This window comes from Runella aurantiaca (assembly GCF_003339505.1).
GTDB classification, from domain to species: domain Bacteria; phylum Bacteroidota; class Bacteroidia; order Cytophagales; family Spirosomataceae; genus Runella; species Runella aurantiaca.
On record NZ_QPIW01000010.1, the window covers coordinates 53,756 to 65,542 of the forward strand.

General features: G+C 45.9%; 11 protein-coding genes and 1 riboswitch. Of the genes, 1 reads left to right on the top strand and 10 read right to left on the bottom strand.

Annotation, left to right across the window (positions count from 1 at the left end; genetic code table 11):
- Positions 1-38: 38 nt before the first annotated feature.
- From DVG78_RS13875 to DVG78_RS13910, 8 genes are all read right to left on the bottom strand, one after another.
- Positions 39-1,229, bottom strand: a complete 1,191-nt coding sequence (locus DVG78_RS13875; protein ID WP_158550029.1) for a T9SS type A sorting domain-containing protein — start codon at positions 1,227-1,229, stop codon at positions 39-41.
- A 134-nt stretch (positions 1,230-1,363) separates the two neighbouring features.
- Positions 1,364-2,809: an anthranilate synthase component I family protein gene (locus tag DVG78_RS13880; protein WP_114461675.1), complete on the bottom strand. Its 1,446-nt coding sequence runs from the start codon at positions 2,807-2,809 to the stop codon at positions 1,364-1,366.
- Positions 2,810-3,061: 252 nt separating this feature from the next.
- The gene (locus DVG78_RS13885) at positions 3,062-3,643 is read right to left on the bottom strand and encodes a porin family protein (protein ID WP_114461676.1); all 582 of its coding nucleotides are present in this window, start codon (positions 3,641-3,643) and stop codon (positions 3,062-3,064) included.
- A 102-nt stretch (positions 3,644-3,745) separates the two neighbouring features.
- Positions 3,746-4,300, bottom strand: a complete 555-nt coding sequence (locus DVG78_RS13890; protein ID WP_114461677.1) for a YqgE/AlgH family protein — start codon at positions 4,298-4,300, stop codon at positions 3,746-3,748.
- Between the two features lie 88 nt (positions 4,301-4,388).
- Positions 4,389-5,360 carry a biotin synthase BioB gene (gene bioB, locus DVG78_RS13895; protein ID WP_114461678.1) on the bottom strand — a complete coding sequence of 324 codons (972 nt, stop codon included), beginning with the start codon at positions 5,358-5,360 and terminating at the stop codon, positions 4,389-4,391.
- Between the two features lie 14 nt (positions 5,361-5,374).
- A complete protein-coding gene (locus DVG78_RS13900; RefSeq protein WP_229598223.1) occupies positions 5,375-6,076 on the bottom strand; it encodes a Dph6-related ATP pyrophosphatase in 702 nt (233 codons plus the stop codon).
- Entirely contained in the window at positions 6,076-6,666 is a 591-nt protein-coding gene (locus DVG78_RS13905) for a DUF6580 family putative transport protein (protein ID WP_114461679.1), read from the bottom strand. Before DVG78_RS13905 ends, DVG78_RS13900 begins: the two co-directional genes overlap by 1 nt.
- A gap of 50 nt (positions 6,667-6,716) precedes the next feature.
- A riboswitch (cobalamin riboswitch) is annotated at positions 6,717-6,996 on the bottom strand.
- Between the two features lie 106 nt (positions 6,997-7,102).
- Positions 7,103-7,648 (bottom strand): hypothetical protein, encoded by a 546-nt coding sequence (locus DVG78_RS13910; RefSeq protein ID WP_147277079.1) that lies wholly within the window; start codon positions 7,646-7,648, stop codon positions 7,103-7,105.
- 159 nt (positions 7,649-7,807) lie between these two features.
- On the opposite strand from DVG78_RS13910, the gene DVG78_RS13915 reads away from it, so the two are divergent.
- Entirely contained in the window at positions 7,808-8,707 is a 900-nt protein-coding gene (locus tag DVG78_RS13915) for a DMT family transporter (RefSeq protein WP_114461681.1), read from the top strand.
- A gap of 2 nt (positions 8,708-8,709) precedes the next feature.
- Here DVG78_RS13915 and DVG78_RS13920 read toward each other — a convergent pair whose 3' ends face one another.
- Together DVG78_RS13920 and DVG78_RS13925 are read right to left on the bottom strand one after the other, a co-directional pair.
- Complete coding sequence (locus tag DVG78_RS13920; protein ID WP_147277080.1) at positions 8,710-10,440, bottom strand: peroxiredoxin family protein; 1,731 nt, start codon at positions 10,438-10,440, stop codon at positions 8,710-8,712.
- 63 nt (positions 10,441-10,503) lie between these two features.
- Complete coding sequence (locus DVG78_RS13925) at positions 10,504-11,694, bottom strand: GlmU family protein (protein ID WP_114461683.1); 1,191 nt, start codon at positions 11,692-11,694, stop codon at positions 10,504-10,506.
- Positions 11,695-11,787: the final 93 nt, after the last annotated feature.

An 11,787-nucleotide genomic window follows, 5' to 3' on the forward strand; every position in this document is an offset into this window, starting at 1 on the left:
TAAAACTCAATATTTTCTGCCGACTCTTTTTCTAGCCCTTATTTATTCACCCACAGCTTTTGGGTCAACATTCCTCGTCCCATCGCGTCGGCATAAGTGATAAAATAAAGCCCCGTCTGAAGTTCGCTCAGCGGTTTAATGGTCAAACTGTTGGTATTGTTGGCCTGAATTTCAAAAGGAATTTCCTGACCAAGTAAAGTTGACAAACGTAGACCGTCTAGTTCAAGGTTATCAAATTGCAGTTTTATGTTTTGACCATCGGAAGGGTTTGGATAAATAACAAACCGTGAGGAGGCAGTTTGAGGGCTGACGGCAATGATTTTTGAATATTCAGAAGCACGGTCTTTATCCACTTGTTTCAGTCGATAATAATTCACTCCTGGCAAGGGCGCTTCATCCAAAAAGCTATACTCGACGCGTTGTTTTGAATCTCCCGCCGACGTAATGCGCCCTATCGACGTAAATTCCTTCAAGTCTGTACTGCGCTCTACCTGAAAATAGTCACTGTTGGATTCGTTGGCGGTGGCCCAATTTAGGCGTACACGGTCGTTTTCTGCTTTTCCACGAAAATAAATAAGTTCAACGGGTACAATACTGGCCCATGATAAGTCCGTCAGGAAGATACTTTGCGCAGTAGTAGCACCGTTGCGGATATTATCGCCGCTATTGAACGCAATGGTTACTTTTTTAACACCAGTGCCCGGAAAAGTAACCATCGAGCGGGTACTGTCTAACGGATCGGAGTTGAAACCAGATAAAATTCTGACAAAAGGCTCTACTCCGTTGGTTAAAAAGGCAAAATTAGGATTATAAGAGATGGCTGGTGTGACGCCTACATTGTTGTCGTCATAACCCGCAATAAGAACACGGTCTTGATAGTTACTAAAGCTTAATTCACGGTCGATTCCCAGAATTCCAAATGATAAATTGGTCACTGGCTCACTAAATGTGAACGTAACACTAACGCCTTCAGTACGGTTTCCTAACGCGATGTTTAACCACAATCCCCGGGAGTCATTGCGGGGAGTTTGGTTACGAAGTCGATTGGTGTTCCCTTGAACAGTGGCCGTGACGGTCACTTGCGGAGTGCCTATATTATTGAATGTTTGCAATAAAGCACCATCGGGTGTCCACGGTGTCACGTCTGTATTTGAAGACAGGTCAATATAACCCTGTCCAAATGCGAGTGTGGAATAAAAAATGGTCAGTAGTGTAAAAAGTCTCCTCATACCGTGAAAACGATTATGCATTATACTTTCTTGTTTGATTACAGAATATATACGCAATAAACGAAACAAAGATAGACAAACTTTGGAAAAAAATCAGTTTCGAGTTACGGACGATTTTGTGTTTTGTTGCTTTATTACAATTCATTAGCCATTTCGATGGCGTTGCGGAGCGCGGCCAGCTTATTATGCACCTCCTGCATCTCAGAAGCAATGTTCGATTTGGCTACTACGCCCATTCCAGCCTGATAAAACAACGTATTGTTTTTACTCAAAAAAGTACGAATCGTAATGCAGTGGTTGAAGTCTCCGCTAAAACTGATATGACCCAATGCGCCGCCGTAAATACTTCGATTGGTGGTTTCGAGACGATTAATGATGGTCATTGCGTTGTGTTTGGGAGCACCAGAGAGCGTTCCAGCAGGAAATGTATCGGCAACCAATTGGAGAGGATTAACCCCAGCGCTCATTTTTCCTGTTACCTTAGAAACCAAGTGAATCACATGCGAGAAAAACTGCGCTTCTTTGTAGGTTTCTACTTTGACCACATCGCAGCTACGACTCAAATCATTACGGGCTAAGTCTACCAACATCACGTGTTCGGCCGTTTCTTTGGGGTCGGCGGCTAGTTGACGTGCGAGTTCAGCATCTTTTTCATCATCGCCCGTGCGCCGGAAAGTGCCTGCAATGGGGTGAATTTCGGCGTGCCCGTTTTTGATGTAGATTTGTTTTTCGGGCGACGAACCGAACACTTTGTAGTTACCGAAATCAAAGTAAAAAAGATACGGAGAAGGATTGATAGAGCGCAAAGCCCGGTAAACATTGAATTCATCGCCTTCAAATTTCTTGCTAAAACGACGCGAAGGTACAATCTGAAATACATCGCCGCGCAGGCAATGATTGATGCATTGCTGAATCGTACCCGCCATTTGCTCATCGGTCACGTTGCTTTCTTCGGTGGCATTGGCTTTAAAGCGGAACGTCGCCATTTTGGGCGCTTTAACAATCATCTCCAACGAATCCAAATCCATGCCCATACTTCGGCTGTGGCTGGATTCCTGCCTTGCTACGCCATAATCATGCTCAAACAAATACACTTCATCTTTGAAATGATTGAACGCAATCACAAAACGATACACGCGATACACCATCTGTGGAATGGCGTTGTCGGGTGTTTTTGGCTGAATCTCAATGTCTTCAAAGTATTCCACCGAGTCGTAGGTAATGTGCCCAAACAAACCACCGTTGATAAAAGGGTAATCATTTTTTGGGGCGTCAAAGCGCTGGATAAAATCCCGTAGGGTTTGCATGGCGTGTTTGCGATGAGGCAAACCAAACGACTCTTCAGAGCCGTCAGGAAAGGTTTGGGTTACTACGTCTTCGTCCAAGAAAAACGAGGCGACGGGGTCGCAAGCAATGACGCTGAAGCCGTGCTCCATGCCGTGGTATTCGGCACTTTCGAGCATGACGGTGTAGGGGAATTTATCGCGGAGTTTGAGATAAACGCCAACGGGCGTAAGCATATCTCCTAATAATTTACGGCTTTGAGTGGTGATTTTGAAGGTAGTATCGGTCGTTGTCATTACCTATATCGGTTGAATTTGTTAGTTATCAAGTTTGGGAATTGAAAATAAAAAAAGCTCGCTGTGCGATGAACAGCGAGCTTTTTGGGTTAAAAATAAGCATAGCATTACGTGTTCATCTTTTTGGAAGAAGAACGCCACCACCATGCGCTATTTTTGACGTTTAAAATCATGTTGCAAAATTACAATCGGGATTTATAAATCCAAATTTTATTTATTCTTCCTCAAAAAACCCTTTGTGGATTACCTGAGCTACTTCTTTTTGTACAAATTGTAAATGACCGAAACCTGTAACGTACGATTGTAAAGCGACTCGGTTTTGGACGTTGACAAATTGGTAAACCCGTGAATGTAGCGAAGGTTCAGACTGAAATCTTCCGCCATATCCATAAAGTCAAACCGCAGCCCTGTGCCCATGCTGAATTCGTTTTTGCGAAGCGGAACCACGCTTCGGAGGTTATTGACGGCGTAGCTAAACTCTGGCGCAACCTCAAAAGTTAAGCCTTCGGTGAGAATGTATCCTACCACTGGTACAAAACTGGCGTAGTTGAAATTGTTGCGTACTACTTCAAGTTCTCCCTTAAATGTACCGCCGCGTACCGAAAGTTGTACTTCTGGTTGAAAAACCCATTTTTGATTCCGTATACGGTAGAAAACACCTAAATTAGGGTGAGACTGGCGTTTGAGGCTGTAAATAAAGTTGGGAGAATAGGTACTGCTGGAAATATTTAATCCTGCACGCAAACCCAAATGGGGTTTCATGTAAACAGTCTGGGCCTGTGCCCCAACGGACACAATTACCAAAAGTAGAAGTAATCTAAGGTTCAAAATCATGATACAATTCAAAAAGTTAGTTTATGGTGGTTTGCAAACCACTTGGCTGTGTTAGTGACAACCTCACTATTGTTTATGTGATTGATTATTAATTGTTTGTCTTTAATTTAGCCGTGGGTCAGTGGGATAATGCGACTTGACGCGGTACTCTCCGCCCATTTTTCGTAAAACTGCCCTCCAAAATTGATCAACTGGAGTGTCAAAGATAAAGCCCGCATCCGTGTCGGATACAATCCAGGCGTTTTTACTGAGTTCTTCGTCCAATTGTCCCGCTGACCACCCTGAATATCCAATGAAAAAACGCAAATCTCGTTCGGTTATTTTCCCGACGTTGAGCATGCTCATAATTTGTTCAAAATCACCGCTCCAATATAAATTATCACCTACGGGTACGGCATCTTCAATAAATGACAACCGATGAAGAAAATGCAATGTGTTTTGTTCGACTGGACCGCCCAGATAAAGTGGCAGGTTGGTCACAACGGGCTCTTTCAGAACGTCGTTAAGGTGTAAGTTGGTGGTTTGATTAAAGACTAATCCAAAGGTTCCATGTTCGTTGTGTTCGCACAAAAACACCACGCTCCGGTCAAAATTGGGGTCACCCAAAGTCGGCTCGGCAATTAATAATTTTCCTTGGGCGGGTTTTAGCGGCGGCATTTGGTCTTGGTTCAGTGTCTCTTTTAGGGAGATAACGAAATAAAAATCAAAAATAGTGGATTTTCAAGAACAAATGAGCACGTTGCGATTAAACCGCTTCCAATTTTTGTGCTTTGAAGGCAGGGCGCGGCCTGATATTCAGGGTTTGAAACATCTCTTGATCGGCATCAACATCAGGATTGGGGGTTGTTAGGAGCTTTTCGCCAGCAAAAATAGAATTGGCCCCCGCCATAAAACAAAGTGCCTGTTCTTCCATCGTCATATCGACACGGCCCGCCGAGAGGCGAACCATGGCTTTGGGCATCAGGATACGTGCCGTGGCTATCATCCGAATCATATCCCAAACCGATACGCGTTTTTGATGCTCCAGCGGCGTGCCTTCTACGGCCACCAGTGCATTGACAGGCACCGATTCAGGAGCCTCTGGAAGCGACGCCAATGTATGAAGCATTCCAATGCGGTCGTCGTGGCTCTCACCCATGCCGATGATACCGCCTGAGCAGGCCGAAATTCCCACTTTCTGCACGTGATTGATGGTTTGGAGGCGGTCGTCGTAGGTACGGGTCGAAATAATATCGCCGTAAAACTCCTCGCTCGTGTCGAGGTTATGGTTGTAGGCATAAAGCCCAGCTTCTTTCAGTTTTTGAGCTTGGGTTTCGCTCAGCATTCCCAACGTGCAGCATACTTCCATGTCAAGTTGATTCACACCTTTGACCATTTCCAGTACTTTATCAAAATCGCGGTTATCACGGACTTCACGCCAGGCGGCACCCATGCAGAAGCGCGTGCTACCCGCGTCTTTGGCGCGTTGGGCGGCACTTAATACTTCATCCACTTCCATCAATTTATGGGCTTGTACTCCCGTGTGGTACCGCGCAGCCTGTGGGCAATAAGCGCAATCTTCGGGGCAGCCACCCGTTTTGACAGACAGCAAGGTGCAGACCTGTACTTCTTGGGGGTCGTGGTGTTGGCGGTGAACGGTGGCGGCTCGGTAAATCAACTCCAAAATAGGGGATTCGTAAATTTCGCGTACCGCGTCTTTCGATAACGTAGGATTCATCTTGCGCAATGACTTTAAATGGGCAACAAATCTGTAAAAAAATAAGTGGAAGTCAAGTCTTCTCCTTCGGTATTTTGGAAGTGATAGGTCATCTCGACGGTTTCTCCTTGCTGAAAATCAATGGGTTGGGAGAAATAAGGGGCCTCAAAAACAAAAGTGTGAAATTCGCCGTTTTCGCCACAGGGGTCGATATTGGGGGGCAATTCGCTGACAAAATCGCGGTCTAGCACGCGGCCACAAAAGGATTGATCCAACACATTTCCGTTTATGCTGACAACGATGGTTTTGAATCCCAAGCCCCAAAATTCTTCCAGCAATTCCATCGAAGGACGTTTCCAGAGGGGAAATATTCCTTGCATTCCAACGGTCTCTAGTTGATTTTCGCGGTAAAGGCGTAGGTCTTCCAGAAAAATATCGCCGAAAATGGATTTTGTGATGCCCGCGGCGGCTAGGGGTTGGAGAATTTCAGCCGTACGGATTTGATATTCTTCCATAGACGTAGTTTCGGGGAGGCGCAGCTTGAGCAGTTCGATGCCGAGCCGTTGGGCCTGTTGGTCGAGCAGTTCTTCGCGCACGCCGTGCATCGAAATTCGTCGGAAGGAGTCGTTCAGTGAAGTCAGGAGGTAACGAACGTCGCAGGCGTTATTTTGCAAACTATGGTACAATGCCAGCGCCGAGTCTTTGCCTCCCGACCAATTCATGAGAGCCGTCTGCATTATTCAGCAACGGCCAGGTTGGGAAAACGCATTTTCAGAACTTCAAAGCCGCCAAAAAGCAAGGCACTGTACACCAACGTGCCTGCCAGGAAATTACGCATAAACGGCACGCCCTGCGTGAGGCATTGCACAAACCCAGCCCAATCGCGGGTGAGTGGTAGACCCGTGCGCAGATCAATGCCACCGCTCAGCCACACGCTGCCATCCGACAAGACCCAATGCGATAACGTGGCAATGACGGCGGCCAAAACGACATTTTTGACGTTGATTTTTTGTAGTAATACTTTTCCGTAAAAAACAATCAGCGCAAAAATGCCGTATACCCAATACCAGCCCTCGTAGATAATCCCGTAGCGGCCTTGGTAAATGACAGCGTTGATGAGTAAGTCACTGATAAAAAGGGTGATAAGCGGAAAAGCAAAGGCTTTCCAACGGGTACTGAAATACGCGCCGCTAAACAGCGCCATCGCGCCAAGCGGTGTAAAATTGGAAATGGGCGAGAGCTGCGCCACGTTCAGAATACGAATCAGCGCGGCGGCCAGCATAAAGCACAGCAACGTCAGCAGACGGGGATTGAGGGTGTTTTTCATACTATGTAAATGAATAAAATCGGTTTAGCTGCGCATCCTCCGTGCGCGGCGACTAAATAGTTCATTGGGCAGGTCTCCTGACTTGTTTCATCGCCCTTGCACCTTCCCGGTTTGGAGTTTACAGTTGGTGGTTTATAGTTGGCAGTAAAAGTACTGCGGACTGTTCACAATCGACTGCGGACTGAAAACCAGTGGTTTATGCAGTTGTTAAGAGCGACTTTGGATGAAACTTACAGTTGCGGGGACAGTTTCCGTTTTGCACGGAATTCCCTTTTAAGCCGTCAAAGCCCACTACGAAGCAGGCATGAGGCACCCAAGACGAATACAAAAGTAGGGAGAAGTCGGGAGTGAGGCGTGAGAAAGGCGGATTTATTTTTTAGGGGAGGGGGGATTTGCTTTTAGGTGGTGAATCGTGTCAAAGTAAGAAACGAGACACTTAGACACTTTTCAACTTCCTTACTTCTCCCGTTTTTTTGTTGATTAAAAGGACAATACTTGTAGGCGAGCCTCCCATTGATATACCTATTTGGTAGTTTCTTCTTTTTAAACTTCCATCTCTATGGTAAGTCTCCACCCACCTTTGTTCAACAAATACCCGATCACCAACCTCATTCAACAAAGCTTCCAGTTGTTCGGGGGGAATTTCGTTTTTAATTATCTTGCCCTTTGCATCACGTTGATAAATCAAAATAACCTTTCCCCACAGATGCGCATATTGTTGGGGGGGATTATCTTTAAAACTATCGGTCAGATCTATCCACAAATTAATTCTTTTTTCCTCCTTTCCACTATCCGGATGCACTCCCATATGTATAACCCCCATATCTTTGTATATTTCATTGACTTTATTACAGTTAATAATAAACTCACCAATAGCGTCAATAAGAATAGGGTCTTTAATTTGGGTTTTTTCGCAGGTCTGTGCTATGCTTGTGGAAAATAGTCCCATTAATAAAATTATAAAACCGCAATTAAGACGCATAGGGTAATGTTTAAATTAGAAATACTACTTTAAGCGTAATCACTGATGTAGAGGTAAAAATAGTTTTTTAGAATGTATTCGTTGGCAAACAACGCAAAAATTAGTTTGTCATTTTGAAAGAATCAATGGATTTTTGCTTTTTCGTAATCAATCTCCCGCATGAATTCTCCGCTGCCCAAACCCACCTTTGCCGATTATCTTCATTTGCATTTTTTAGTACTTATCTGGGGCTTTACGGCCATTTTGGGGAAACTGATCAATCCGCAACTTTCGCGCATTAGTCTTACGTTTTTTCGTACGCTGCTGGCCGCCGTTGGTTTGGCCGTGGTGCTATGGTTGTGGAAAGAATGGAAGCGCGTACCAGCCAACGACCGTTGGGCCATGCTCGGCGTGGGGGCTATCATGGGGCTGCACTGGCTGACGTTCTTTGGCTCGGCGCACGTATCCAGTGCGTCGGTGTGTTTGGCGGGAATGTCTACCACGTCGCTTTTTACTTCATTGTTGGAGCCGCTGTTTGCGCGGCGGCGGGTGCGACCGCTGGAGATTTTTCTGAGTTTGTTGGTGATTGTAGGGCTTTACCTCATTTTTCGGTTTGAGGTAGACCAATCGTTGGGGTTGGGGCTGGCGTTGGTGTCGGCTTTTTTGGCGGCCCTTTTTACCATTGCTAACAGCCGTTTTGTGCGCCGACACAATGCGCTTTTGATTACCTTTTATGAAATGAACGGCGCCACCATCGCCATGTTGATAGGTTTGGCGGGCGTAGCTTTTACGAGTGGCCTGACCACCCAGGAAATGATTCCGCAATCGACGGATTGGCTCTGGCTCGTCATTCTAGCTTTTGTGTGTACAGTGTATGCGTACTCGGCGGGGGTGCATTTACTGCGAAAAGTCTCTCCGTTTACGCTCAACCTGACCATCAACATGGAGCCTGTCTACGGCATGGTGCTGGCGTATTTTATCTTAAACGAGCGCATGACAGCGGGTTTTTATGCAGGCTCAGTGGTGATATTGTTGGCCGTTGTTGTGTATCCTTTGTTAAACAATCGCTTTGCGAAGTAATTTTAACGCAGGACTTTATCCCAAATTTTATCCCATTCTTCGCGGTCGCTGGGCAGTGGGGCGTCTCTTTTAATAAACTTGCCGTTGGCATCTATCAGCACGCAATAAGGCGCGTGGTCAATGTCCCAGATTGCCGCAAAATAGTCGTTTTGGGCTTCGTCCAATTTGATATGCCAGCCTCGACTTTTGCTTTTTATGATAGCCTCCATCCATACCTCTGTACTGATTTTATGTTCGGCAAGGTACACAAACGCTATATTTTTTTCGGGTAAAAGCGCCCGCAAAGCGTTGGCTTCGGCCAGTGCATTGCGGCCCAATTCATCGTTTGTCCAAAAGATAAAATACACATTTTTGCCCTTAAATTTTCGTTTGAGCTGGTCCCATAATAACGTTTCGTCAGACGAGGAAGTGTTATTGGTCAACAGTACCCCCGAGACCACTTCCAGCGGGTTATTCAAAGTAGCGTTAGTCATTTTGGGTTCGGTGGCACGAATCAACGCTGAATCCAGATTGGCGATGTGGTGAAGTTCGTCCAGAGAGCGCACATAATACGGGTTTTTGATCCCTGGGCGCAGGTGATTGTACCAGAGGGTCGTGTTTTTTAGGGTAAAATTATTGGTGTTTTCTGCGTAAAATACCGCATTTAAGTAGTCCAACTCTTTGGCTGAATGTGCGGCACCGAATTTGCGGGTGTACAATTCAAACGCAGCAATAAGCCGAAGTGTATCTTCTTTTTGATTAAACAGATTGCTAAGCCACCGCAACTCCCGCATTTTGGCCGTTTCTCCCTGCACATAACCCACCAGTTTTAGGCTGTCGGCGGTCGAAATATTGGGCACATACTGTAAAATCAAACGAGCCAAGGTATTAACGGGCAACGACGACTCGGGGAAATTGGGCGTGGTGGCCAAGGCGTAATTGGTGAATTGGCGGTAACTATCGGCTTTGGCAAACGTAAAAAAACGGCTAGTGTCCAATTCGGTCGATGCGGATATCGCCAACGCGAGTTTTTGTTTTTCCTGCGATAAATAATTGTAAAATCTCGCTTTGGCGGCGTCGTTGAGCGAAGAAATCACCCATTTGTCAAGCAGCGTATCTTTGACGGTTTGGGAGGTGCGATAGAAATCAATTTTACGGTCGCGCTCTTGGGCCACTTTTTCCCAAAAGTGAAAGCCAGTCGCTGCTTTGATGGGCTTTTCGGGATTGGCCTTGAGCCACTTGTTGAAAGCTACATAAAAATGAGCGTGTCGATTATTAGTAGCCGCGTGAGCGCCCCCAAAACGGATAGGAACCTCACTTTTGGTCAGAGAGTCGCCGTTGAGGGTGATTTCCACCGTGCCTTTTTCGCCCAAAAAAGGCATTACTACGTTGGCATAAGTCACATAACATTCTTCCAACGGATACACCAATGGCATTTTCAACTCAAAACGACCATCGGGTTGGAGCTGGGCGACGCGTACTATTTCTTGATTAGATTGTAAAATGTTGACCCGGGCTACCGTAATCTCGGGTGCTTGGCGGTACAGCCTCACCGTGAGATTTTCTATTTTTCCACGCACCGTTAGGGTATCGGTTTGGGCGTATGAAGAAGGAACGAACAATGCACTGAAGACGATGAGCCAAAGCAATAATAAAAGACGTTGGAGGCGTGGTGGAAAAAAACTGATTGCTGGGAGAACGATGCAATGCAGATTCTTACAGAATGACAAAGTTGCTTTATTTCGCTTATTCATTGCTTTGACTTTTGGATGTTCAAAATTAATAATTGCCCGTTCTCACTTGGCATTCTTCGCTTCTTACTTCTGATTGTTGCCCCGACTTAACTCAAACACGTGCTTTAAAATCTCCTGTTCTGTTTCTCCGAAGGCTTCGCCTCGCCGGCTAACGGTCTCATAGGCTACTTTGAGGGCTTTTTCGATGCGGTATTCCGTGAAGCCTTCGGCCGCGCCGCCCCACGAAAAAGACGGAATATGCTTAGGTTGAAAGCCTGCGCCGAAAACGTTGGTATTCACACCCACCACCGTACCTGTATTAAATAAAGTACTGATGCCCGCTTTGGTAAAATCACCCATAAAGAGACCGCAAAACAGACGGTTTGTATCTTCCAACGTTTCGGTGGCGTAGCTGTAAAGCTTCACATTGGTATAATCATTTTTGAGGTTGGAATTGTTACAATTCGCCCCTAAGTTACACCATTCTCCCAAAACAGAGTTGCCTAAAAAACCATCGTGACCTTTGTTGCTGAAGCCAAAAAGTACCGAGTTGCTGACCTCTCCGCCAATTTTACAATGCGGCCCCACACTGGTATTCATACGCATTTTAGCGCCCCAATTGACGGCAGAGCCCTCGCCCAACGCAAACGGCCCCATAATAACGCTGCCCTCGCTGACAGTCGCATTTTTTCCGATGTAAATCGGCCCATTTTCGGCATTCAGAATGGAAGCACGCACCTTGGCTCCTTCTTCCAAAAATACATTTTCTGGGGCGTAAACGTGCGTAAAAGGGTCTGCCAACGGCTGACTGACTCTGCCTTGGGTAAGAGCTGTAAAATCTGCTTTGATTTGTGCACCGTTTTCGCCATAAATATCCCAAAGACGTTGAATTGTAACAATAGGTTCGGAAAAAAGAACCGTTTTCAACTCGCTCACGGGATTTACCACTTCAAACGGTGAACGGTAGGCAATGACTTGATCGTTTTCGAGGGCAATCAATGCTTCCCCTGCTTTTAGTTGGCCAACGGCTATTGCGATGGAAGCGGTTGCGCAGACGGCGCCGTTGAGGAAAATATTATCGTTGGTGGCAACAAACGGGAATTTATGCTGAAGATAAGGTTCGGTCAAAAAAGAGGGTTTGGCATGAAGAAAATGCGTCCACTTTTCGGTCAATGTCAGGATGCCGCAGCGGATTTCTGACACAGGACGCGTGAAAGTAAACGGCAAGAGATGCGGACGGACGGCGGTATCGTCGTAAAGGATGTAATTGTTCATAAGAATGATTTTAGCGGTTCGATTCTATGAAATTTAGACTTGACTAGATGGCCTAAAATCCACGGAATGAATAAAATCTATTAGAGTTTTGAC

Excerpts from the sequence above, each read along its gene's own strand:
- DVG78_RS13890 (WP_114461677.1), bottom strand. The coding sequence starts at position 4,300 with ATGCCGCCGCTAAAACCCGCCCAAGGAAAATTATTAATTGCCGAGCCG.
- DVG78_RS13925 (WP_114461683.1), bottom strand. The coding sequence starts at position 11,694 with ATGAACAATTACATCCTTTACGACGATACCGCCGTCCGTCCGCATCTC.
- DVG78_RS13920 (WP_147277080.1), bottom strand. The coding sequence starts at position 10,440 with ATGAATAAGCGAAATAAAGCAACTTTGTCATTCTGTAAGAATCTGCAT.
- DVG78_RS13915 (WP_114461681.1), top strand. The coding sequence starts at position 7,808 with ATGAATTCTCCGCTGCCCAAACCCACCTTTGCCGATTATCTTCATTTG.
- DVG78_RS13900 (WP_229598223.1), bottom strand. The coding sequence starts at position 6,076 with ATGCAGACGGCTCTCATGAATTGGTCGGGAGGCAAAGACTCGGCGCTG.
- DVG78_RS13880 (WP_114461675.1), bottom strand. The coding sequence starts at position 2,809 with ATGACAACGACCGATACTACCTTCAAAATCACCACTCAAAGCCGTAAA.
- bioB (WP_114461678.1), bottom strand. The coding sequence starts at position 5,360 with ATGAATCCTACGTTATCGAAAGACGCGGTACGCGAAATTTACGAATCC.
- DVG78_RS13905 (WP_114461679.1), bottom strand. The coding sequence starts at position 6,666 with ATGAAAAACACCCTCAATCCCCGTCTGCTGACGTTGCTGTGCTTTATG.
- DVG78_RS13875 (WP_158550029.1), bottom strand. The coding sequence starts at position 1,229 with ATGAGGAGACTTTTTACACTACTGACCATTTTTTATTCCACACTCGCA.
- DVG78_RS13885 (WP_114461676.1), bottom strand. The coding sequence starts at position 3,643 with ATGATTTTGAACCTTAGATTACTTCTACTTTTGGTAATTGTGTCCGTT.
- DVG78_RS13910 (WP_147277079.1), bottom strand. The coding sequence starts at position 7,648 with ATGCGTCTTAATTGCGGTTTTATAATTTTATTAATGGGACTATTTTCC.